Annotated in this window: 20 protein-coding genes and 1 tRNA gene; 6 read left to right on the plus strand and 15 right to left on the minus strand. The window is 51.4% G+C overall.

What is annotated here, in order from left to right; genetic code table 11:
• Positions 1 to 50: 50 nt before the first annotated feature.
• The 3 genes from OGY37_RS03150 to OGY37_RS03160 form a co-directional block, all read right to left on the minus strand.
• A tRNA-Pro gene (locus OGY37_RS03150) sits at positions 51 to 127 on the minus strand.
• 74 nt (positions 128 to 201) lie between these two features.
• Positions 202 to 1,962, minus strand: a complete 1,761-nt coding sequence (gene yejM, locus OGY37_RS03155; RefSeq protein ID WP_286620045.1) for an LPS biosynthesis-modulating metalloenzyme YejM — start codon at positions 1,960 to 1,962, stop codon at positions 202 to 204.
• A gap of 31 nt (positions 1,963 to 1,993) precedes the next feature.
• Positions 1,994 to 2,221 (minus strand): YejL family protein, encoded by a 228-nt coding sequence (locus OGY37_RS03160; protein ID WP_003027506.1) that lies wholly within the window; start codon positions 2,219 to 2,221, stop codon positions 1,994 to 1,996.
• A gap of 134 nt (positions 2,222 to 2,355) precedes the next feature.
• Between OGY37_RS03160 and yejK the strand changes: the two genes are divergently transcribed.
• Positions 2,356 to 3,363: a nucleoid-associated protein YejK gene (gene yejK / locus OGY37_RS03165; protein WP_003027504.1), complete on the plus strand. Its 1,008-nt coding sequence runs from the start codon at positions 2,356 to 2,358 to the stop codon at positions 3,361 to 3,363.
• 119 nt (positions 3,364 to 3,482) lie between these two features.
• Here the strand turns inward: yejK and rplY are convergent, their stop codons facing one another.
• Positions 3,483 to 3,767 (minus strand): 50S ribosomal protein L25, encoded by a 285-nt coding sequence (gene rplY, locus OGY37_RS03170; RefSeq protein ID WP_003027502.1) that lies wholly within the window; start codon positions 3,765 to 3,767, stop codon positions 3,483 to 3,485.
• 124 nt (positions 3,768 to 3,891) lie between these two features.
• On the minus strand, positions 3,892 to 5,652 hold the full coding sequence (radD, locus tag OGY37_RS03175; RefSeq protein ID WP_286620046.1) for a DNA repair helicase RadD: 1,761 nt from the start codon (positions 5,650 to 5,652) through the stop codon (positions 3,892 to 3,894).
• A 151-nt stretch (positions 5,653 to 5,803) separates the two neighbouring features.
• On the opposite strand from radD, the gene rsuA reads away from it, so the two are divergent.
• From rsuA to OGY37_RS03190, 3 genes are all read left to right on the plus strand, one after another.
• Positions 5,804 to 6,511, plus strand: coding sequence for a 16S rRNA pseudouridine(516) synthase RsuA (gene rsuA, locus OGY37_RS03180; RefSeq protein ID WP_286620048.1), 708 nt, complete (start codon positions 5,804 to 5,806; stop codon positions 6,509 to 6,511).
• A 15-nt stretch (positions 6,512 to 6,526) separates the two neighbouring features.
• Positions 6,527 to 7,717, plus strand: coding sequence for a Bcr/CflA family multidrug efflux MFS transporter (locus tag OGY37_RS03185; RefSeq protein WP_003834584.1), 1,191 nt, complete (start codon positions 6,527 to 6,529; stop codon positions 7,715 to 7,717).
• Positions 7,718 to 8,050: 333 nt separating this feature from the next.
• Positions 8,051 to 8,395 carry a YejG family protein gene (locus OGY37_RS03190; protein ID WP_085951589.1) on the plus strand — a complete coding sequence of 115 codons (345 nt, stop codon included), beginning with the start codon at positions 8,051 to 8,053 and terminating at the stop codon, positions 8,393 to 8,395.
• 3 nt (positions 8,396 to 8,398) lie between these two features.
• Here the strand turns inward: OGY37_RS03190 and yejF are convergent, their stop codons facing one another.
• From yejF to OGY37_RS03235, 9 genes are all read right to left on the minus strand, one after another.
• Complete coding sequence (gene yejF / locus OGY37_RS03195; protein WP_286620050.1) at positions 8,399 to 9,988, minus strand: microcin C ABC transporter ATP-binding protein YejF; 1,590 nt, start codon at positions 9,986 to 9,988, stop codon at positions 8,399 to 8,401.
• Position 9,989: 1 nt separating this feature from the next.
• Positions 9,990 to 11,015, minus strand: coding sequence for an ABC transporter permease (locus tag OGY37_RS03200; protein WP_003834577.1), 1,026 nt, complete (start codon positions 11,013 to 11,015; stop codon positions 9,990 to 9,992).
• A complete protein-coding gene (locus OGY37_RS03205) occupies positions 11,015 to 12,109 on the minus strand; it encodes a microcin C ABC transporter permease YejB (RefSeq protein ID WP_003834575.1) in 1,095 nt (364 codons plus the stop codon). Before OGY37_RS03205 ends, OGY37_RS03200 begins: the two co-directional genes overlap by 1 nt.
• Complete coding sequence (locus OGY37_RS03210) at positions 12,110 to 13,924, minus strand: extracellular solute-binding protein (protein ID WP_149281482.1); 1,815 nt, start codon at positions 13,922 to 13,924, stop codon at positions 12,110 to 12,112.
• A gap of 100 nt (positions 13,925 to 14,024) precedes the next feature.
• Positions 14,025 to 15,584: a cyclic di-GMP phosphodiesterase gene (locus OGY37_RS03215; protein ID WP_126317671.1), complete on the minus strand. Its 1,560-nt coding sequence runs from the start codon at positions 15,582 to 15,584 to the stop codon at positions 14,025 to 14,027.
• A gap of 167 nt (positions 15,585 to 15,751) precedes the next feature.
• Positions 15,752 to 16,321, minus strand: a complete 570-nt coding sequence (mepS, locus tag OGY37_RS03220) for a bifunctional murein DD-endopeptidase/murein LD-carboxypeptidase (RefSeq protein ID WP_003834567.1) — start codon at positions 16,319 to 16,321, stop codon at positions 15,752 to 15,754.
• 413 nt (positions 16,322 to 16,734) lie between these two features.
• A complete protein-coding gene (locus OGY37_RS03225) occupies positions 16,735 to 17,448 on the minus strand; it encodes a phosphatase PAP2 family protein (RefSeq protein ID WP_003834565.1) in 714 nt (237 codons plus the stop codon).
• Between the two features lie 33 nt (positions 17,449 to 17,481).
• A complete protein-coding gene (locus OGY37_RS03230; protein ID WP_286620053.1) occupies positions 17,482 to 18,468 on the minus strand; it encodes a CobW family GTP-binding protein in 987 nt (328 codons plus the stop codon).
• A gap of 119 nt (positions 18,469 to 18,587) precedes the next feature.
• On the minus strand, positions 18,588 to 20,054 hold the full coding sequence (locus OGY37_RS03235; protein ID WP_003834561.1) for a mannitol dehydrogenase family protein: 1,467 nt from the start codon (positions 20,052 to 20,054) through the stop codon (positions 18,588 to 18,590).
• Positions 20,055 to 20,256: 202 nt separating this feature from the next.
• Here OGY37_RS03235 and uxuA point away from each other — a divergent pair, with 202 nt between their 5' ends.
• On the plus strand, positions 20,257 to 21,447 hold the full coding sequence (gene uxuA / locus OGY37_RS03240) for a mannonate dehydratase (protein WP_279275689.1): 1,191 nt from the start codon (positions 20,257 to 20,259) through the stop codon (positions 21,445 to 21,447).
• Positions 21,448 to 21,492: 45 nt separating this feature from the next.
• Here the strand turns inward: uxuA and pdxR are convergent, their stop codons facing one another.
• A complete protein-coding gene (gene pdxR / locus OGY37_RS03245) occupies positions 21,493 to 22,965 on the minus strand; it encodes a MocR-like pyridoxine biosynthesis transcription factor PdxR (RefSeq protein WP_286620055.1) in 1,473 nt (490 codons plus the stop codon).
• 165 nt (positions 22,966 to 23,130) lie between these two features.
• On the opposite strand from pdxR, the gene torC reads away from it, so the two are divergent.
• Entirely contained in the window at positions 23,131 to 24,264 is a 1,134-nt protein-coding gene (gene torC, locus OGY37_RS03250) for a pentaheme c-type cytochrome TorC (protein ID WP_286620057.1), read from the plus strand.
• Positions 24,265 to 24,267 lie beyond the last annotated feature (3 nt).

Consider the following 24,267-nt stretch of genomic DNA (forward strand, 5'->3'; position numbering starts at 1 on the left):
TCGCAGGCATAAAAAAACCAACCACAAGGGTTGGTTTTTTCTGGGATTTTTGGTCGGCACGAGAGGATTTGAACCTCCGACCCCCGACACCCCATGACGGTGCGCTACCAGGCTGCGCTACGTGCCGACGCTATGGCTGCTAATACTACTGCTTTCCGCTACGAATGCAAGAGGATGCCTCACTAACTGATTTATAATTAATCAGTTAGCAATAAATCGTTTCTCATCCGTCAGAACCTGTAGCAGCAGGCTGAGCTGCGGTTTCTGATCTTTAATTTTCTCGCCATGTAAATCATAGGTCTGGTAATTACCGTTGTTGTTCAGTACCAGCGTCATCTCTGGTGTGGTCACTGCCATCGTACTGCCGTCAGCGGCGGTCACCCAGTAATGGCGGCGTGTAGCATTGAACAAATCCTGCCCCTGCGAGTATTCGTTAGCCGGCGTGCTGACATGCAGCAGGCGCTGCATCAGCGTCGTCATCAGGTCTGTATGATCGGTCAGGCTATTGATGCGCTGGGCAGGTGTTCCCGGCCAGTGAATAACCAGAGGAACCTGCAGATGACCGCGCGACCAGGCAAAGTTGTTCTCTTCCTGCGCCAGCGGCACGCCTCGACCAGCGGTAATAATCACCACCGTGTTGTCCAGTTTACCCGAGTCGCGCAGGGCGCTAAGAACACGGTTAATATTGGCATCCACATCCTGAGCGGCGCTGGCGTAGCGTTTGGCAAAGTTCTTCTGGTTACTGTCATCAAGGTTTGTCCCGTTAAAGGAGACCCAGGAGAACCAGCGATTATCTTCCTGCGCGTAGCGTCCCAGCCAGTTAATCCATTGGCTTGCGGTTTGTTCGTCTGATTGCGTTTGCACGCTCGGCATGGAGAAATCTGACAGCAGCGCCTGACGATAAAGCGGGCTGGTAAAGCCATCCGAGGAGAATAGCCCTAACTGATAACCCTGCTGGTTCAGTGCAGAGATCAGCGCCGCAGGCGTTCGGGTCGATAAAATGCCGTCCATGTAGCTTGGCGAAACGCCGTAGAACAGGCCAAAGATTCCGTTATCCGTGGTGTTGCCTGAGCTCATGTGACGCGTAAAGGAGATATTCTGCCCGGCGAACTCAGCCAGCGCAGGCATCTGCTTTTCAAAGCGTGAGTAGTTCAGGCCGTCTACGGTGATCAGCAGAACGTTCTGGCCGGTGCCCATATCGCGATAGTGCAGTTCGCTGAGCGGGTACTGCACGGAAACCGCTTCCGGATTGCCCTGTTCGATCAGGCGACGCTGATACTCTTGCGCATCCAGCAGGCCATGTTTTTCCAGAAACTTACGCGCCGTCATCGGGTAAGAGAGTGGCAGGTTTGCGCGCTGCATGGTAATCGGGCGATAGAAATTGGCATCAGCCCAGATATACACCACATGCGAGGCGATAAAAGAAACGAAAAAGAATGCCGCTAACGGTTTGGCGAAATGGCGACGACGCGTCAGGCTGCGCAGCTTTTGCCAGCTCCAGGTCGCAAACAACATTTCTATTAACAGGATAACCGGCACGCTGATAAACAACAGTTGCCAGTCACGCGCCGCTTCGTTCTGGTCAGGGTTAATGACCAGTTCCCAGACGATCGGGTTGAGGTGCAGGTGGAAGCGGGTGAAAACCTCGCTGTCGATTAACAACAGCGTCATGCCAGCCGTCGCCAGAATAGCCGATAAGAATCGCATCAGCCTCTGGGACATGACGATAAACGTCAGGGGAAACAGGATTAGCAGATAGGTGGCAAACACCAGAAAGCTAAAATGCCCGACAACGCTCAGGTAGGAATATACACGACCTGCAAGGGTTGTCGGCCAGTCGGCGACAAACAGGTAACGGCTACCGAGAACCATGGCCAACAGAATGTTGAACAAGGCAAACCAGTGCCCCCAGCTAACCATCTGGGAGACTTTCTCACGGTAGCGCTGACGATGAGTTACCATAAACTGTTGTTCGTTTCCCCGGAGCAGGCTCTTAATGCGCTTGGTCGTCGTTTACCGAAGACTGCAATGCGCGGGCAAAAGAGTTGGCAATCGCCTGGCGCTGGGCCGGTGCGATGCTTGTATTGATAAGGTTAGTCACCATATTTCCCAGTACCATCAGGGAAAGGTCGGTCGGCGCCTTATGTTTTTCCAGTACGTTGAGCATCTCATTCAGCAGTTGTTCAACGTGTTCGTCACTATAGCGGGAAATTTGTGGCATAAATCGAAATCAGTCTGTTCATGAAAGGGCAACATATTACCGTACAGACAGTTTTTTTTCTGCTTTTTTATCTTCTATTGCGTCACTGCCCGGCAGGTGGTTGAATACCGCCCGGTCTAAAAGGAGAGTTTATCATGAGTCTGGATATCAACCAGATTGCCCTGCACCAGCTTATCAAACGTGACGAGCAGAACCTTGAGCTGGTCTTGCGCGATTCATTACTGGAACCGACAGCGACGGTTGTCGATATGATGGCTGAGTTGCATCGGGTGTATAGCGCCAAGAATAAAGCCTATGGCCTGTTTAGCGAAGAGAGTGAACTGGCGCAAACGCTGCGTTTACAGCGTCAGGGTGAAGAGGATTTTCTGGCATTTAGTCGTGCCGCGACCGGACGCTTGCGGGACGAACTGGCGAAATATCCTTTTGCCGACGGTGGTATTGTCCTGTTCTGTCATTACCGCTATCTGGCGGTAGAGTATTTGTTGGTCGCCGTGCTGAACAATTTAAGCAGCATGCGCGTCAATGAAAATCTGGATATCAATCCGACGCACTATCTGGATATCAATCATGCGGACATCGTGGCGCGCATTGATTTAACCGAGTGGGAAACCAACCCGGAGTCCACGCGCTATCTGACGTTCCTGAAAGGGCGGGTAGGGCGCAAAGTCGCCGATTTCTTTATGGACTTCCTCGGTGCCAGCGAAGGTCTGAATGCCAAAGCGCAAAACCGTGGCCTGCTGCAGGCGGTCGATGACTTTACTGCCGAGGCGCAACTCGATAAAGCCGAACGCCAGAACGTGCGTCAGCAGGTGTATAGCTACTGTAACGAGCAGCTGCAGGCTGGTGAAGAGATCGAACTGGAGTCGCTGTCTAAAGAGCTTTCCGGCGTCAGTGAAGTTAGCTTCAGCGAATTTACCGCTGATAAAGGTTACGAGCTGGAAGAGAGCTTCCCTGCGGATCGCAGTACGCTGCGTCAGTTAACCAAATTTGCCGGCAGCGGCGGTGGGTTAACCATTAACTTCGACGCTATGTTATTGGGTGAGCGTATTTTCTGGGATCCGGCTACAGATACGTTGACCATCAAAGGTACGCCGCCGAACCTGCGCGACCAGCTGCAGCGCCGCACGTCGGGCGGGAAATAAAACCGTTTGCTGGATGGAGCGGAAACGCCTTATCCGGCAAGCGTGCTTCATCTTTACCGCCAAAAAAATCCCATAAAAAAACCCCGCCAAGGCGGGGTTTTTCTTCAACTTGTTGGCGATTACGCGCGAACGAAGTCGATGTGAGACAGCTTCGGCTTGAACGGGTGACGCTGTACAGCCTGAGCTTTAACTTTAACTTCTTTACCGTCAACAACGATGGTCAGAACTTCGCTGTAGAATTCAGCTTTAGCTTGCATGTTCATAACTGCATCGTGATCCAGTTCGATAGCAATCGGGGCTTCTGCGCCACCGTAGATGATTGCCGGGAACTTGTTAGCGGCACGCAGGCGGCGGCTCGCACCCTTACCCTGCTCTTTACGTACTTCAGCGTTGATAGTAAACATTTAAATCTCTCTTTAATAATTCCTGCTACAGGCGACCCAGCAACAGGTAAGTGATCTGCTTTGCGTATGCAAAAGCGGGCGAGATTCTATACTCAAACGGCTGGTACATCAATCAAAAGTACGATTAACCGCGTAATTCATGTGCCCGACGAAAGCGTCCTTCATAATTGAAGACCTTTTCACGGACCTGCCAGTACTGACCTTTCATACGCGCCACCACGAAATCAGGATGCCGTAACAACGCCTGCTGATTGAGGATATCGGCGGCGGTTATCCAGCGTAAGGGTATACCGGGTGTTCGGGTGTGCGGGCGAATAAACAGTTGTTCGAAGGCCGTACGCTGCGCGGGAGTGTGCAGGCGAAAGCGTTCGCTGACGTCAGCGCCATCTTCATCGTAATAGGTGATTTTCAGCCATTCGCCTTTATCATCCTGCCCGTTTTGTAACACCATACCGCTACAGCGCAGGACCAGCGCATCTTTGAGCCTGAGCGCGGCTTTCAGCATGTCATCCGGGTCAACCAGCACCGCGTCGCACTCCCGACAACGGCGGGCGGCGATGTCATTTTCCGCGTTGCACTGTGGGCAGTTTTTAAAACGGAAACGAAAATCGCACTGTTCGCGATGGCCGTCATCATCTTCAAACCATCCCTGGCAGCGGCGGCCAAAATGTTCAATCAGCGTGCCGTCTGCCGTGGTTTTGCCCCAGAAGGTGTTTGCAAATCCGCAGGCAGGACAGAACACCTGTACCGGAACGTTGTCGCTTTTTCCTTTCGGAGCACCCACTTCCGGTGCGTACAAATCGTGCGGGTTGCCGGCATAATCGAGGATCAGACAGTCGGTTTTACCCGGTGCAAGGCGCAACCCACGACCGACAATTTGTTGGTAAAGGCTAACTGACTCTGTTGGGCGCAGAATAGCGATAAGGTCGACGTGCGGGGCATCGAAGCCGGTGGTCAGGACCGACACATTCACCAGATAGCGAAAGCGCTGGGCTTTGAACTCTTCAATCAGCACGTCTCGCTCAGCGCCTGGCGTATCTCCAGTGATTAGCGCGGCGTCGTCAGCGGGCAGCAGGCCCAGAATTTCTTTGGCGTGCTCAACGGTGGCGGCGAAAATCATCACCCCTTTGCGGGTTTGGGCAAACTCGATAATCTGGCTGATGATATGCGGCGTTATTCGCTGCTGCTTTTTCAGCTCCTGATTCAGATCCGCTTCGCTAAACAGGCCGTTACTCTGTGCCTGCAGGCGGCTAAAGTCATACTGCACGACCGGCATGTCGAGGCGTTCTGGCGGCGTCAGGTAGCCGTGTTTAATCATGTAGCGCAGCGGTAATTCATAAATGCAGTCGCGAAACAGCGCTTTTTCATCGCCGCGCACCATACCATGATAATGAAAATGATAAATCCAGCCCTTACCCAAACGAAAAGGTGTGGCGGTAAGCCCGAGCAGACGTAAGTGGGGATTTACTTTAGTCAGGTGAGTGAGGATTTGCTGATACTGACTCTCTTCATCATCGCCAATACGATGACATTCATCGACGATCAGCAGGGAGAATTCACCCTGAAAGGCGTCCAGATTACGCGCTACCGACTGTACGCTGCCAAAGACTACTTTCCCGTGGCTCTCTTTACGCTTCAGGCCTGCGGCAAAAATATCGGCTTCCAGCCCCAGTGCACAATATTTGGCATGGTTTTGTGCGACCAGTTCTTTGACGTGCGCCAGTACCAGTACGCGACCACGTGCTACGCGGGCCAGTTCTGCAATCACCAGACTTTTGCCCGCGCCGGTTGGCAGGACGATAACCGCTGGCGTGCGGTGGTGGCGAAAATGGTTGAGCGTGGCGTCCACGGCTTCTTTTTGGTACGGGCGAAGAGTAAAAATCATGAGCTCATTAAGGTAAACAGCAACAATGTATAGTATGCCATGAATCATTTCCCTTGAGGGATGGTGTAACACCGCTATACTGGGCGGATAACAGTCCCACTTTTCGGGCGTAAACCCGCTTCTCGTATTTTTACAGGCAAAAATCACACTCATGCGACTTGATAAATTTATCGCTCAGCAACTCGGCGTCAGCCGCGCTATTGCCGGGCGTGAGATCCGTGCTAACCGCGTTACCGTTGACGGTGAAATCGTTAAAAACAGTGCCTTTAAGCTGCTACCAGAACACGACGTCGAATATGACGGTAATTCCCTGGTTCAACAAAATGGCCCGCGCTATTTTATGCTGAATAAGCCTCAGGGTTATGTTTGCTCAACGGATGACCCGGATCATCCGACGGTGCTCTATTTCCTTGATGAACCGGTTGCCTACAAACTGCATGCGGCAGGGCGTCTGGATATCGACACCACCGGACTGGTACTGATGACCGATGACGGACAGTGGTCGCATCGTATCACCTCTCCTCGTCACCATTGTGAGAAAACCTATCTGGTGACGCTGGAGTCGCCAGTGGCAGACGATACCGCCGAGCAGTTTGCCCGTGGCGTACAGTTACATAATGAAAAAGACCTGACCAAACCGGCTGTTCTGGAGGTCATTACGTCAACTCAGGTGCGATTGACCATCAGCGAAGGGCGCTATCATCAGGTAAAACGTATGTTTGCCGCGGTGGGTAACCACGTTGTGGAACTGCACCGTGAACGAATTGGTGACATCAGGCTTGATGACGATCTGGAGCCGGGTGAATACCGTCCATTGACCGAAGAAGAAATCGCCAGCGTTAACTTAACCCCGCGTTAATTTCAGGAGCTAAATGTGACCACCCGGCAGAACTCGTCAATTGCCATAGTCTTTATCCTTGGCTTGTTAGCCATGCTGATGCCGTTGTCGATTGATATGTATCTTCCGGCGCTACCTGTTATCTCAGAACAGTTTGGTGTGCCTGCGGGTAGCGCGCAGATGACCCTCAGTACCTATATTCTGGGGTTTGCAGTGGGGCAGTTGCTCTATGGCCCAATGGCTGACAGCATTGGGCGCAAGCCGGTGATTCTGGGCGGAACGCTGGTGTTTGCGGCGGCGGCAGTGGCCTGCGCCCTGGCGCAAACTATCGATCAACTGATCGTGATGCGTTTCTTCCACGGTCTGGCTGCCGCGGCGGCGAGCGTGGTTATCAACGCCCTGATGCGCGATATCTATCCGAAGGAAGAGTTCTCGCGCATGATGTCATTCGTCATGTTGGTGACCACAATTGCGCCTTTGTTGGCACCTATCGTGGGTGGTTGGGTGCTGGTATGGCTGAGCTGGCACTATATCTTTTGGATCCTCGCCATGGCGGCTGTTCTGGCGTCGGTGATGATCTTTACGCTAATCAAAGAGACCCTGCCTGTAGAGCGTCGCCAGCCGTTTCGCCTGCGTACCACTATTGGCAACTTTGCCTCGCTGTTTCGTCATAAACGAGTGCTGAGCTATATGCTGGCCAGCGGGTTCAGCTTTGCCGGGATGTTCTCGTTTCTGAGCGCCGGACCCTTTGTTTACATTGAGATTAACCACGTCTCACCGCAGCATTTCGGTTATTACTTCGCACTTAACATCGTATTCCTGTTCGTGATGACTATCATCAACAGCCGCTTTGTGCGTCGGGTTGGGGCATTGAATATGTTCCGTACTGGTCTGTGGATCCAGTTCGTGATGGCGGGATGGATGGTCTTTAGTGCACTGTTTGGGCTGGGGTTCTGGGCTCTGGTCGTTGGCGTTGCGGCGTTTGTTGGCTGTGTATCGATGGTGTCATCAAACGCCATGGCGGTTATCCTGGATGAATTTCCGCATATGGCGGGAACGGCGTCATCGCTGGCTGGGACATTCCGCTTCGGCATTGGCGCCATTGTCGGGGCCCTGTTGTCTCTGGCGACCTTTAACTCGGCCTGGCCAATGATATGGTCGATCGCATTTTGCGCTACCTGCTCAATTCTCTTCTATCTTTACGCCAGTCGCGCTCAAAAACGGTGATCTATTACACAACCTGGGGGCCATAAGGTCTCCAGAGTTGATGTACATCAACCGCAAATCTATCATTTCCCCTGCTTATGTTTATTTTATGTAAAATCAATTTATGTAAAAAGTCACATCATTGTAGTTAAAAAGGTTGAGTTAGATCGCAGAAACGAGTACATATAGCCCGGAAATATGCCAGAACCGTTGAATAAATTTAATTACTGGGTTCTGTAAGCAGCATAAGTACTGGATGTAAACGTTTACCAACTGTCTAAAGACGTATTGTCAATGATGTGTTAATATTGATGTAAAATAATTGTGAAGTGATTGTGCTTCCAGGGAAAGAAAGTGATGACATTACAACTCTCAATCGTTCATCGTCTGCCGCAGAGCTATCGTTGGTCGGTGGGTTTCGCAGGTTCGAAAGTTGAACCGATTCCGCAAAACGGTCAGAGTAATGAGAACAGCCTGGTGGCACTCAAATTGCTCAGCCCTGATGGTGACAGCGCGTGGTCAGTCATGCATAAGCTCAGCCAGGCCCTCAGTGATATCGAGGTTCCTTGTTCCGTACTGGAATGTGAAGGGGAGCCGTGCCTGTTTGTGAATCGCCAGGACGAATTTGCCGCGACCTGCAGACTGAAAAACTTCGGCGTGGCTATCGCAGAACCGTTTTCAAACAACAATCCTTTTTGAGCGTCAGCTTAGCGCGAGCAGCTGACGCGTATAGGCCTGCTGTGGCGCGTTAAATACGTGCTCGCATTGCCCTTGCTCCACGACCTCTCCCTGACGTAGCACAATAACCTGATGGCATAACGCGCGTACTACGTGCAAATCATGGCTGATAAAAATATAAGCTAGCCGATGCTTTTCCTGTAAGGACTTTAACAACGTCAGGATTTGCGCCTGTACGGTCCTGTCGAGCGACGATGTTGGTTCATCCAGAATGATCAGGGAAGGTTTAAGAATCAATGCCCTGGCAATAGCAATGCGTTGGCGTTGCCCGCCAGAAAACTCCGCAGGATAACGATGCCGTGTTTCGCTATCCAGTCCCACTTCCGCCATCACCGCTTTCACCTGTGCCTCGCGCTGTTCAGCTGACAGGGTAGGCTGATGAACGCGCAACCCCTCCTCGATAATCTGTAGCACGCTCAGGCGTGGGTTTAGCGAGGAGTTGGGATCCTGAAATACCACCTGAATACGGTGACGGACCGGCAACAGCTGGCGTCGATTTAAGGTATGCAGTGCCAGACCATCGAACACAATGCTTCCCTGCGAGGTGATTAGCCGCAGAAGCGCCAGTCCGGTAGTGCTTTTTCCGGAGCCTGACTCTCCAACCAGCCCCAGCGTTTCACCGGGCCGGAGGGAAAAACTGACGTCGTTAACGACGACGTTGTGGTCCACCACGCGTTTCAGGATGCCTTTGCGGATAGGAAAGGCGACGCGGAGTTTTTCTACCTCCAGCAGCGGAGCTTGCCCAGCAGGTACAAGCACCGGATCGCCGGAAGGTTCGCTGTTTAACAATTTCTGCGTGTAGGGATGCGTTGGAGCAGCGAGCAGTTGTACCGCTTTATTTTGCTCTACACACTGACCGTTTTGCATGACCGCCACGGTATCGGCTAGCTTTTTCACAATGCTCAGGTTGTGGGTGATGAACAGTAATCCCATGTTCAGCTCACGCTGTAACTCCCGCAACAGCTGCAGGATCTGCGCCTGTACGGAAACGTCCAGCGCGGTAGTCGGTTCATCAGCAATAAGCAGCTCTGGTCGTGTCAGCAACGCCATGGCGATCATCACACGCTGGCGTTCACCGCCGGAAAGCTGGTGCGGGTAGTCTGCGAGACGTTTGGCTGCCTGACGGATGCCAACGCGATCCAGGCAGGTCAGGATTTCTGCCCGCGCCGCCTCCCGACGCATTCCCCTATGCAGCGACAGCACTTCATAAAGCTGTTTTTCCAGATTGTGGAGCGGGTTCAGTGACACCATCGGCTCCTGGAAAATCATGGCGATTTTATTCCCCCGTACGCCGCGAAGCGTCTGCTCGTTGGCGTGAAGTAATGATTCACCATGAAAACGGATGTCCCCGGAAGGGTAAACTACCGGAGGGGACGGTAACAACCGTAGGATAGAAAGCGCGGTCACGCTTTTACCCGAGCCAGATTCACCCACCAGCGCCAGCGTTTGTCCGGCATCAACCCGTAGTGAGAGGGCATTGACTACGGTGCGCACGGTCTCTTGTTGACGAAAACCTACCGATAAATTCTCAATGGCTAACAGAGGTTGTGTCATTTTAAATCGCCTTGTTGGGATCAAACGCATCGCGTACCGCTTCACCAATAAAGATCAGTAGCGATAGTAGCAGGGCAACGGAGATGAACGCGGTGATGCCAAGCCACGGTGCCTGCAGGTTGTTTTTACCCTGCAACAGGAGTTCTCCCAGTGATGGCGAGCCAAGCGGTAAACCGAACCCAAGAAAATCCAGTGAGGTCAGAGTAGTTATCGAGGCGCATAAAATAAACGGTAAAAAAGTCAGGGCCGCGACCATCGCGTTGGGCAGCATATGACGCAGAATAATACTGCGATCGCTTACGCCGAGCGCCTGAGCGGCTCGAATGTAATCAAAGTTTCGGGTACGTAAAAATTCCGCGCGCACCACGCCAACCAGACTCATCCAGCCAAACAGTACGGTAATGCCCAGCAGCCACCAGAAGTTAGGCTGGACCACGCTCGATAGCAGAATGATGAGAAACAGCGTTGGCATTCCTGACCAAACTTCAATGAATCGTTGCCCCCACAGATCCACCTTGCCGCCATAATAGCCCTGAATTGCGCCAGCCATAATGCCCATCACGCTCGAACAGAGGGTGAGCATTAGACCAAACAAGACAGATATACGTGTGCCGTAGAGGATGCGTGCCAGTACATCACCGCCGTTAGCGTCTGTTCCCAACCAGTTTTGTGCGGAAGGCGGGGAAGGGAAGGGCTTATCGGTGGCAAAGTTAATGCTGGTGGCCCCAAAGCGTATTGGTGCCCACAGGATCCAGCCCTGGTTTTCCAGGCGCTGTTGTAGCCACGGGTCCTGATAATCAGCCTGAGTCGCCAGCGGTCCGCCGAAGTCGCTTTCACTGTAGTTTTTGAACAGGGGGAAATACCAGCTATTGTCGTAGCGCACCAGTAGCGGCTTATCATTGGCAATCAGTTCTGAACACAGGCTAAGGCCGAACAGCACCAGAAAAATCCACAGCGACCAGTAGCCGCGACGGTTGTGGCGAAAGCGCGCCCAGCGGGCCTGATTGACGGGGCTTAATCGCGACATTAGCGTCCCTCAAAATCAATACGAGGATCGACCAGCGTATAGCTGATGTCGCTGAGGATATTCAGCAGCAGACCGATCAGGGTGAAGATATAAAGCGTGCCAAACATTACCGGGTAGTCGCGTGATACGGTAGATTCATAACCCAGCAATCCCAGGCCGTTAAGTGAGAACATCACTTCAATCAGCAGTGAGCCGGTAAAAAACATGCTGATAAACGTTGCCGGGAAGCCGGCGATCACCAGCAACATGGCATTGCGAAACACATGTTTCCACAGAATATTTTTCTCGCTGACCCCTTTAGCGCGTGCGGTGACGACATACTGTTTGCGCACCTCATCCAGAAATGAGTTCTTGGTCAGCATAGTCAGCGCGGCAAACCCACCAACCACCGTCGCAAGCACCGGCAGGGTAATATGCCACAGATAGTCGGTCACTTTCTGATACCAGGGCAGGGAGTCAAAATTGGCGGAAACCAGCCCGCGAAGCGGGAACAGGTCGTAGTAGCTTCCCCCGGCAAAAAAGACGATCAGCAAAATGGCAAACAGAAAGGCCGGTATGGCATAGCCGATAATAATAAATGCGCTGCTCCAGACATCAAACCGGCTGCCGTTGTGCACAGCTTTGCGGATCCCAAGCGGTATCGACACCAGGTAGATGATGAGCGTACTCCACAGCCCCAGCGTGACGGAAACAGGCAGGCTGTCTTTGATAAGCGTCAGCACCGAGGCGCTACGAAACAGGCTGTCACCGAAATCGAAACGAATGTAATCCCAGAGCATTTTGAAGTAACGCTCATGAATGGGCTTATCGAACCCATAGCGGCGAGTGATTTCGGCGATCACTTCCGGGTCCAGACCCCGGCCGCCTCGATAATTACTGTCGCTGATGTTACCCACGCCGGTTTGCGCGTGGCTGGCACGAACGCCTTCGCTACCTGCGCCGGGTAATGCTCCGCTTTGCCCGAACTCAATGGCGGCGACGGCCTGTTCAACTGGACCGCCGGGGGCTATCTGCACGATAAAAAAGTTGATGGTGATGATGGCCCAAAGCGTTGGGATCACCAGCAGCAGACGTCGAATCAGATAAGCGCCCATTTATTCTCCCTGCCGCCTGGCTGCGGGCAGCTTCGCCGCTTTGTTGACGTCATACCACCAGTTGTCGAGGCCAATAGTATAAATTGGGCGAATAGCAGGATGTGAAAATTTATCCCACCATGCAATGCGATCCTCTGCCATAAACCACATAGGCAACATGTAGTAGTTCCAGGTTAATACCCTGTCCAGCACCCGGCCCAGTGGGATCAATTTGGCTTTATCGCCTTGCGCCGCGATGATTTGGTCGATCAGTTTATCAATCACCGGGCTTTGTACGCCGGGGGCGTTGTAGCTGGAATCAATATATTGAGAGGCCCACAGAATTTGCAGGTCCGAACTCGGCCACGGCATCGCACGATACAACCTCGGCATCATGTCATAGTCGCGACTGCGCAGGCGGTTCGTGATTTGTGAGTTATCCACCTGGCGGATATTCATGGTAATACCTAAGCGTTGCAGGTTGTGCTGGAACGGCAGCACCCATTGACTGTTGCTGCCTGCCGGGAGCAACAGTTCAAAGCTCAGGGGCTTACCGTTGGCGCTATTTACGCGCTGCTGACCCTTTAGTACCCACCCGGCCTGTTCCAGTAGGGTATCGGCTTTCAACAGATTGTCGCGATCGTAGCCATCGCCTTTTGATTTTGGCGGCTGATAGATTTGGCTAAAGACCTCAGGGGGGATATCCTTTTTCAAGGGCGCGAGTATCACCAACTCATCCGCGTCGGGGTATTTTGTCGCGGCATATTCGGTATTCTGAAAATAGCTGTTGGTCCGGCTCCAGGCGTTATAGAACAGCGCTTTATTCATCCATTCAAAATCAAAGGCCAGCGTGATGGCTTCCCGCACCCGTCGGTCGCTGAATACCGGACGCTGAATATTAAATGCCAGCCAGCGGGTATCCTGCGCGGACTCGTTTTTTTGCTCATCTTTGATGATGTAATGATTCGCGAAATTTTTCCCGGTATAACGCGTCGCCCAGTTTTTGGCATCATTTTCAAGACGCAGATCAAACGCACCGGCCTTAAACGCTTCAAAGGCGACGTTATCATCCAGATAGTAGTCGTAGCGGATGGTATCAAAGTTCCAGCGTCCACGATTGACGGGCAGATTAGCGGCCCAATAATCTTTGACGCGCGAATAGACAATATACTGGCCCATCTTCCATTTGGTAATGCGATAAGGGCCGCTGGCGAGCGGTGGCGATGATAAGGGATCGCTGAGCTTATGATCTTTCCAGTACTTCTCTGGCATCACGGGTAATGAAAACAGGCTGAGCATGTCCTCTTTACCCGGTTTGGCTAATTCAATGCGTACGGTTAATGGCGCGATGGCTTTTACCGTTGTTCCCTTGTAGACCAGACGAAACTGCGGCACGCCTTCAGTCATAAATTTGTGGAAGGTGAATGCGACGTCGCGGGCGGTAATGGGTGAGCCATCGTGAAAACGCGCGCGTGGATTAATGGCAATTTCTACCCAAGAATAGTCGTCAGCATAGCGTGCGCTGTCGGCAATGAGTGGGTAATAGCTACCAGGTTCATCGTCAGAGGTGGTAAACAGCGTATCGTAAAGCGTTTCGGTACGTGCGCCGGGGTTACCGCGCATCGCATAGCGGTTGAAGTTGTCAAATGTGCCAATGGCGGACAGGGTGATTTGACCACCTTTAGGGGCTGCGGGATTAACATAATCGAAGTGATTAAAGTTAAATGCGTACTTCGGCTCACCCAGTACGGCAAAAGCATAGCTTTCTTTGATGGATTGCGCCTGGGCGCTAAACCCGATGAGGGTAATAAACAGTAGCAGTACGCGAGGGATCATATAAAAGCGCTTTCCTTTTCCTGCCACAACCCGACGGGCATCATGCCTGAAAGATAAGGGATGTAGCGGCGAGTGAGAGTATATGAATCGCATACTGCGATCACCACGTCGGCTTATTGGGCTGTGCCATCCAACGCACAAAATCAGCAAGCTGTAATGGTCGGCTAATCCAGTACCCCTGGAAAAAATGCACCCCACGATCGCGCAGCCAACGGGCTTGCTCAGGAGTTTCTACCCCTTCCGCAACCGTCAGCATATTAAGACGTTTAGAAAGTGTCAACACGGCGTCCAGTACCGGAGAAGTCAGTGTTTCCGTCCCAATGGCGTTAATAAATCCGCGATCGATTTTCAGGTAGTCAACGGTAAAGCGTTCCAGATAAATAAGCGCGCTATGGCCGGTGCCAAAATCATCAATCGCAATTTCAAAACCTGCGGAATGCAGCCATTCAAATAGCTTTGTGGCCTCGTGCTGATTGAGCATATCTCGTTCTGTGATTTCCAGTACTATCTGAAAATAGTTTGCGGGAAGCGAGGCCTGTAGGTGGCGAATGTCGTCTTTAAACGTCTCGCCATGCAGATGCGATGGCGCGATATTGATCCCTAATTTTGCCCCAGCGGGTAACACTTTTTGCAGTGTCGGGGCATCCTGGGCGATCAACTTAAAGAGATGTTGAGTCAGTGGGACGATCATTTTCTGTGATTCAGCGTAATGAATAAAGGCATCCGGTGGGATCTCGCCCGTTGTTGGGTGATTCCAACGTAACAGGACCTCGACGCCTTTCACTTCCAGCGTTTGCATCTCTACGACGGGCTGGTACACCACATAAAACTGGTTATGTTTGATGGCGTTGAGGATATCTTTGCCTGGGCGTAAACGGATGCTGTAGATGTAGTACCAGAGGAGAAGGGCGGCAATAATCCCGGCCATACATCCCAACAAAATAGAATACCAGACGTCGGTATAGTTCCACTCTTGTGCGTATAAGCGAATTTTAAGCGGGATCCCTTCAAGAGTGGCCTGCCGCCAGGAAGTATGAGGAAGAGCGGAGACATCGATGATTCGCGATGAGAATGTCGAAATTGCGGTATTACCGACGATAATAGCAATACCGTCAAAATCATCCTGCCGGGCGGTATAGAGTAGGTAAGGCGCCAGATTGATATTCAGTGAGGTAAATACGCCGCTATCATTGAACGACGCGTTTCGGTGCCAAATCATGATCGCTGGTTTGTCCGGCATCATGGGCGTACCGGGAAGTAATTCCACATCAATATTTCTGCTGATATCGAGGTTCGGGATCAAATCTAAAATCGGAGTGAACATGGAACCTGTTGCGGAAGAGCAGAAAGCGATGCCGTCTTTTACCAGTAAAAAAGCGCGAACGTTCAGGCTAAAGGCTGCACTGGAGGTCAGTTTAGCGCTGACTTGTTGGCAACTGTTGGCAACCAGCGGCTGAAGGGCATCGGTGGTGGTTTTGAGGTCGGTGAAGTAGCTGCTGACGTAATTCTGGATATCGGCAAGGAGCGTGTCGTACTTAACTTCTCGTTTATGCCAGGTGACGAAAAACTGCAGGGTACTCACGAGTATTGCGACGATAAGCCCCGTTAACATACAGGAAAGCAGGATTTTCCGACCGGATGAAGAAGAGCGTCTGAACATAGATCCTTATTTTACCTGATTTAACCGCTTACTCTGTATGAATATAACCTGAAATGACTCATGTTGTGAGATTTTTCTTAGTCGCAGGGTGAAACAAAAAAGCACCGCCGAAGCAGTGCTTTTGGAATGTCTCATCAGGATAGCCAAGGGATAGCTGCCAAACGAAACTAACTGCGGCTCAGAACCCGGCGAGCTTCGTTGTAGCGTTTTTTCCAGTAAGGCTCGTTCATGCTGGAAATGATAACGCCACTGCTGGTCGAGGCATGTACAAACTGGTTGTTACCGATATAAATACCGACGTGACGGCCGGTAGAGCCAGCACGGAACAGAACCAGATCGCCTGTGCGCAGATTAGTGCGCGAAACGGATTTTCCCGTTTCCTGTTGTTCATAGGTTGAGCGCGGAAGCTCTAAACCAAATTGCTCGCGGAATGTACGCTGCACGAAGCTTGAGCAATCAATACCTTTTTTGGTGCTGCCGCCAAGGCGGTAACGCACGCCTTTCCAGTCAGCATACTGGTCCATAATACGTGATTTAACATCGATATTACGTACCATATTTTCAAATTCATCCTGAGAGGCTTGCAGTGAAGAGTTATCTCCATTGCCCACAGCATGCGTCTCAGAATGCATATTCTTGGCGGTGTTCGTTGTGCTACATGCAGAAAGCAGAACCGCAACTGCTATCGCGGGTATGCCCCGCAAGATATATCTCAAAATCGGTTGAGATTTGACCATTTTGTTTGTTTTCCCTTGAAGTCCTTAACGATAAATATCGTTATAAAAAATGCCAAACGTGACGAGACTAATTACCATCGCACGATGAGACAATTCCTTAAGGTCAAATCTGTGGCAGAACGCACAAATTTATTCTGAAAGGGAATAATTATCCCGCGAGGCAAAACGAGTTCGAGATTACCCGATCGTTCCGGTCAATGCGAGTGATTTTACGTGATTTCTTATAAGAAAAATTGATACAGAAAGTGAATAAACGGCATTGTCTAAATTAAGAACAATCAGGGTAAAAAATACGCAACCTACTCATTTTAAACATGAATAAGATGACAGGGGAATGACAATCAGAATGATGAAATATTGCCCGGCATCATCAGGGAATCAGAAGTATCCCTGATGATGTTAATTACTCTGCGTTATTTGTTTAAAAATTGTTTGTTTTTGCCGGGGAGATAATTCACGAACAGAGTGACTAATCGGTCACTTAATGGCGTCATTAGCCACCAGGGAAGGCCAATCAAGACCACCGTCATGGAACCAACCACGATATCAGTGAGCCAGTGAGCGCCAATCATTACGCGTGGAAAGGCAAAAACCACAGCAATAATAAGGCCGATTATTCCTGCGACTTTTCCGAAATAACGCAGCATAAATGCGGAAAAAATAAGCAGCATCATGCCGTGATCGCCAGGAAAACTGTCTCTCGACGCATCTTTGGTCGGAATATGCAGCAGTTCGCTGACGCGATAAATATTATCCAGCATCAGGGTCGGGCTGGCGCGTTTAACGGGAATAAGCGCCTGGCCCAGCTGATTTAATACCACTGCGGTGAGCAGCATAACCAAACCGATAGCTACAATACGTCGGCGACCTTCCGACGTCTCTTTGAGCCAAAAGTGCAGCATCAATGCGCCCATAGCTAGCAATGAGCAGCCATCAAATGCCCGATTATTGGTAATAGCAACAACCCATAAGAACAGTGGGCTTTCCACCAGTTTATGATTAAAGAAGCGGAAAACGCCCGTATCAAGTGAAGACCAGAACCCATGCCCGGCTGGAATATACCAGGACATAAACAGTGCCAGGCCCGCAATATTTAGCAGGAGGATTGAAGGGTATCGGGTTTTCATCGTCGTTTACCATTGCTAAAAACGAAGGCAACCTTACGCGCTAGCGTCTAAACGAAGTCTCAACAACGCGCTCTGTAACGCATTCCAGTCGGTCTCGGTATCGGCGATGAGTTCAATACGGCTATCGGGTGGTGCGACGTTTTGCGTCTCTATATGCCAGTCGTCTCCCTGGCGATTAATGCGTACCAGTCCTTCTTTAATACGCATTACCCCCTTCACGCGTCCAACAGGAGCAAGACGCGACCATTCCAGCAGACCGATGGTATCGAACACTGTATCGGCGTCAAAAATCCAACCACAGGCCTGATGGCCCTGACCGCTGTTCAGGCTACGACGCCAGCGCTGCTGTGCGGGTAAGCTTAACGCTGCCAGCCCCTTTTTGTTGGCATGGCTATGGGCGTGCTCCGCGCTTGCAGGAAGCTCCGCCAGGTTTAGTCGGGGTAAATCCAGTAGCTGTCCGTCAATTTGCCCATGGTCGGCATGAACTAACTGGCGATTACCGCCGTAGTGTTGCCACCAGCTTTGCAGGGCGTTTTCGCTTTCCGTCGTGGCACGGTCGGTTTTGTTGGCAACAATGATATCAGCGGCGGCCAGCTGATCGCGGAAATTGTCATTGGCGACGCTTTTCTCATCCAGTAACAGGCGAGGATCAAGGATACAGAGGGTTGCGCGCAGATCGATCCACGGCTCATAAACCGGTGCAGTGAGTAAATCCAGAATCTGTTTGGGATGCCCGAGGCCGGTGGGCTCAATCAGCAGACGGTCGGGTTTTCCCTGACGCAGCAGCGCATTGAGGCCAACCTGCATTGGCAGGCCGTTAACACAGCACATACAGCCGCCGGGGATCTCTTTTAGCAGCGCACCGCTGTCGGCCAGCAACGCGCCATCAATGCCAACTTCGCCAAACTCATTAACCAGCACGGCCCACTTCTCAGCAGGATCTTTGTTTGCCAATAAATGAAGAATAGAGGTGGTTTTGCCACTGCCGAGAAAACCGGTGATGAGATTGGTTTTAGTCACATTTACTCCAGAATCATAAATTACCGTAATGGCATTTAACAATCCTGGCGAAAAACGGGGAAAAAGAGAAGGGGGGAGAGGACGAAGAGGCGCTTCGTCCTGCTTAATGGCAGAAATCGTTAACTTTTTAACGTCTCAATGACAGCCTGATGCGCACCGTATTGGGCAATGCGTTGCCAGGCCTGCTGAATGGCCGCGACAAACTGCGGATTCTGTACGAGATCGGTGGCGAAAATCTCGCGCAGCGAAAGTAGGGCGTTGACGCGTTCTGACTCTGTGCTCTGTTTAACCAGAGCGGCAATTTTCTCACTCAACGGGTCACGAACATCAATAGCGGTGCCTGAATCATCCACGCCGCTCACATAACGCATCCAGCCTGCGACGCCGAGCGCCAGCAGTGGCCACTCACTTTGGCGGGCTAAATGTACGCGGATCCCTTCCAACATGCGCTGGGGTAATTTCTGGCTACCGTCCATCGCGATTTGCCAGGTTTTATGTTTCAACGCTGGGTTGGCAAAACGCTCCAACAGGCTTAGGGCATACTGGTCTAAATCCACATCGGTAATTTGCAGCGTGGGTGCCTGTTCGTTGAGCATCAGGCGGTAAGCAGCTTCACGAAAAGCGCTGTCCTGCATACAGTCGCTGATGTGCTGGAACCCGGCCAGATAGCCGAGATAAGCAAGAAACGAATGACTGCCGTTCAGCATCCGCAGTTTCATTTGTTCCCACGGCAACACATTTTCGACCATCTGGACGCCGGCCGTTTCCCATTGTGGGCGGCCACACACAAAATTATCTTCAATCACCCACTGGATAAACGGTTCGCAGCTGATTGCGCAAGGATCGGCAACCCCCAGCTCGCGGGCAATTTCGGCCAGTGACTCTTCAGTGGCGGCAGGGACAATGCGGTCGACCATGGTGCCTGGGAAACTGACATGTTCCTGAATCCAGGTTGCCAGTTCTGGTGAACGTTTCTCCGCCATTCCAAGGACGGCGTTTTTTACCACATGACCATTGTCCGGGATGTTATCGCAAGAGAGGACGGTAAACGGCTGTAGCCCGCGTTCACGTCGGCGGTGTAGGGCTTCAACAATAATTCCGGGGGCAGAGTGCGGTTCAGTCGGTGTTTGCAGATCGTGAGCAATACGTGGATTACTGAGGTCTAACGAGCCTGTCGCCGGATCGATGCAGTAGCCTTTTTCTGTGATGGTTAGCGAGACAATAGCCACCTGAGGTTCGCAGAATTTTTCGATAATGGCCGCCAGCGAATCCAGCCTGGCGTTGAGACATTCGTTGACGGCGCCGATAACAATTGGCTGGTTACCGTTGGCCCCTTTTTCCAGCACGGTAAATAAATGATCCTGTTCGCGCAGTTGGCTCATCAGTCGATCGCCGCTGAACAGACTGATCTCACAAATACCCCAGTCTCCACCCTGCGCATTCAGCACCCTGTCGGTTAGTAACGCCTGATGGGCGCGGTGAAAAGCACCGAAACCAAAATGCACAATCCGCGTTTTTAATTGCTGGCGGTCGTATTGCGGAATCATGACATTTTCCGCCAGTGGCGCTGAGGCAATAGTTTTCATTTAATACACCTGATTAACCATAAATTAACAATGGCAGTATAAAGTTATATGACAACAAATTGAATTGGTGTGCCTCATTTATCCGGGGAATGTGAGCTTGATCAACCAATCATCGGCAATGTGTTGATCGGTTGACGGATGCCTGTATGGTAGTCGTCATTAAGATGATTTAATTTGGTATAACAACTTGTGAGGTGAAACAATGGAACAAACCTGGCGTTGGTACGGACCTAACGATCCGGTATCGCTTGATGATGTGCGTCAGGCTGGCGCAACGGGTGTTGTGACCGCCTTGCACCATATTCCTAACGGTGAAGTGTGGCCGGTAGAAGAAATTCAACAGCGTCAGGCCATTCTGGCTGAAAAAGGGCTGACCTGGTCGGTGGTGGAAAGTATCCCTGTCCACGAAGATATCAAAACGCGTTCAGGTCAATTTCAAACGTGGATTGCCAACTATCAGCAGAGTATCCGTAATCTGGCGAACTGTGGTATCGATACGGTGTGCTATAACTTCATGCCGATCCTCGACTGGACGCGTACCGACCTCGAATATCAGCTGCCGGATGGTTCCAAAGCGCTGCGTTTTGACCAGATTGCTTTTGCGGCCTTCGAACTTCACATTCTGCAACGCCCGGGAGCTGAAGCGGATTATACCGCCGAAGAACAACGCCAGGCGCTGGACTACTTCAATGCCATGAGTGATGCAGAAATTGAAAAGCTGACCCGCAATATCATTGCTGGGCTGCCAGGTGCAGAAGAGGGCTATACGCTGGATCAGTTCCGTGCGCGTCTCGCTGAATATGACGGCATCAGCAAGGACGATCTGCGCGATAATATGGCGGTATTCCTGCGGGCGATTGTGCCAGTGGCAGAAGAAGTCGGCGTGCGTCTGGCCGTGCATCCTGACGATCCGCCGCGCCCGATCCTCGGCCTGCCACGTATCGTTTCGACTATCGAAGATATGCAGTGGCTGAAAGAAACGGTCGATAGCATTAATAACGGTTTTACCATGTGCACCGGTTCTTACGGCGTGCGCGCTGATAACGATCTGGTGAAAATGATCGAAACCTTTGGCGATCGTATCCACTTCACGCACCTGCGCTCGACCTGTCGTGAAGATAACCCGAAAACCTTCCACGAAGGTGCGCACCTGCAGGGCGATGTGGATATGGTATCGGTGGTGGCTGCCATTTTGAGCGAAGAGCAGCGGCGTAAAAAGGCGGGCGACCTGCGTCCTATCCCGATGCGCCCGGATCATGGACACCAGATGCTTGACGATCTGCATAAGAAAACCAACCCAGGCTACTCTGCGATTGGTCGCCTGAAAGGCCTGGCAGAAGTCCGCGGCGTTGAGCTGGCGCTGAAACAAACGCAGTTCCGCGACCTGCTGTAAGTCTAACCACAGGGATTGCGCGACAGGCGCGATCCCTGTTATTCATCAAGGCTGCGCAAGCGCCTGCTCCAGCACTGTCAGCACTTTATTGATCTGCTGTATCTGCAATCCACCAAATCCAAAAAACATAACAGCATCGCTGTTCTCTTTGCGCCAGGCGGCTTCTGATCCATTTTCTATATCCGGCAGAGTGTCGAAACGGATCCCGGCTAACAGGCAGCTTTGTTGCAGCCTGGCGATGAATTCGCTATGTCTGGCAATGCGTAACGAGAGGTGCAGACCTGCCGTTGCGCCAGCGATTTTCCCTTCGGGAAACAGAGTGGAAAGGCCATCGCGTAACAGGGCGAGGCGCGTCGCATAGCTGCAGGCCAGCTTGCTGATATGCGTATAAAACACCTGATTTTGCATCAGCTCGGCTAAAAATTGCTGCAACAACCACTGACTGCCGTTGTTATTGAGCGCTTTCATATTCTGTACCGCCGGAAGCAGTTCATCAGGGCAAATAAGATAGCCAAGCCGTGCGCCTGGCCCCAGCGTTTTAGAAAATGTCCCCATGTAGATAACCCGGTTGTGATAATCCATGGCTTTCAGCGCGGGAAGGGGATTTTCCCCATAGGTAAAAACGGCATCGTAATCATCTTCAATGATGTAAGCGCCGACGCGTTGCGCCCACGTTAATAATGACTGACGGCGCTCCAGCGAAAGTACATTTCCCATCGGATACTGATGCGCTGGAGTAACATAACAAAGCTGGGTTTCATACTCGGGTAAATTATCTGTTTGCAGCCCGAGGTTATCTACGGCGATTGACGTAATGTCTGCACCGTAATAATTGAAAAGATGCCATGCGCCAGAATAACAAGGGGATTCGGTCACAATATGGCACTTTTTTTGCTGACTGACAGCATGGTGAATAATAAATATTTGGCTGAGCAGTGATAATCCTTCCTGAATCCCGTTGGTAATGATGATGTTCTCTGCTCGGGTATTAATTCCGCGGGATAAATTAAGGTATCTGACCAATTGCTCACGCAATGAAAATAATCCATTTGGTGAATGATATCGGGTAAATAATTGTTCTTTAAGTATGCTTGGAGCATTATTCCATTTCCGCCAGCTTGACCAGGGAAAAGCGTTGGGATCGGGGACGCCCATCCGGCAGTAGCACTCTCGTCCAGGCTCGGCGTAAACATCGGTAGAGACCCCGGCAGCTTTAGGTTTTGTGGGCGGAGAACCCTGGGTAACGGGCACAAGTGTTGGTGTTATACGTACAGGCGTTGTGAATATCACTTCATAGCCAATACCGTGTCGGCTCTTGATTAACCCTGCAGCCATAAGCTTATCATAGGCCATCACTACCGTTATTTTGGCTACGTTCAATACCTGAGCCTGCTCGCGAATAGAGGGAAGCTTATCGCCACAAAGCAAATCTCCCCGCTGAATAGCCTGGAAATAAAATTGAAAAATTTGCAATTGCAGCGGAGTGCGGAGTTCTCTATTGAGCGTTAATGTAAGCATGAGGAATTCCTTATTAATATATGGCCACTATATTACGAATTTCTCGTTTTTACTATTTGATACACCTCATGGAGTAGTGGCTGTTCCTATAACTTGCTATCGCTGTCTCTATTTTTGGTTTTTATTATCCCTTAGCGTGTCGCTATTAAAAAAATGGAGGCAAGCATGTCGTGGATAAGAAAGAACGCATTGTGGTGCGTATTGGCTGGGGCGGTGGCAATGGCCCTGGCTATTTGGGGAACGTGGCAAGGCGTTCATTACACCAGTACCACCGAATTTTGTTTATCGTGTCACTCGATGCGCACGGCTGGAGAGGAATATAAAACCAGCGTGCATTTTCGCAACGCATCTGGCGTGCGGGCTGAGTGTAAGGATTGTCATATTCCACCGGGCGTTATTCCAACGCTTATTCGTAAAACTGAAGCCTTAAACGACCTCTATCACACCTTTATTTCTCCTTCTATCGATACTCCTGAAAAGTTTGCTGCCAAACGCCCGGAGCTGGCCCAGCGGGAGTGGGCGCGCATGAGCGCGAATAATTCAGCGGCGTGTAAATCCTGCCATAGCTATGAGGCAATGGATCATGGCAAGCAATCGGCAAATGCGGCGGCGCAAATGACCGCAGCGGCAGCAAAAGACAGTAACTGTATCGATTGTCACAAAGGAATTGCCCATCACAAACCCGATATGAGCAGCGGTTTTCGCGATCGCTATAAGCAACTACAGCGTCAAGGAGATACGCCAACGGATGCGACCACGCTGTTCTCATTAAGCGAAAAATCACTGGCGGCAACGGCAGAGAGTCCGGCCGGGAAGGCGCTGTTATTTCCCGCCACCGAGGTCAAGGTGCTGAAAAAAGAAGGCCGTAACGTGCAGCTCGAAATCACGGGCTGGCGTGAAAGCAAAGGACGCGGACGGGTGATCACCCAGTATATGGGGAAACGCGTTTTCTCCGCCGTTCTCGATGAGCCCCTGATGGCGAACGTAAAAGTGCTACAAACCCAGGTCGATCCTGACTCACATCAGGAATGGCAGCAGGTGAGCGTCACCGCCTGGACCACCGATCAGGACTTTATCAACACGCTCGCGCCAATCTGGGAGTACTCAGATCAAATGCTGCAATCCACCTGTAGCGCCTGTCATAGCACTCCTCCTACAACCCGATATACCGCTAACGGCTGGATCGCCGGACTGAAAGCCATGTCGACCTATTACCGGCTTAATCCGGTGGAGGAACGTACGTTGTTGAAATACCTCCAGACCCACGCCAGCGATGTGTCTGAAACCAACAAAAAGTAAGGA

It is taken from the genome of Citrobacter sp. Cpo030 (genome assembly GCF_030333005.1).
Taxonomy (GTDB): Bacteria; Pseudomonadota; Gammaproteobacteria; order Enterobacterales; family Enterobacteriaceae; genus Citrobacter; species Citrobacter portucalensis.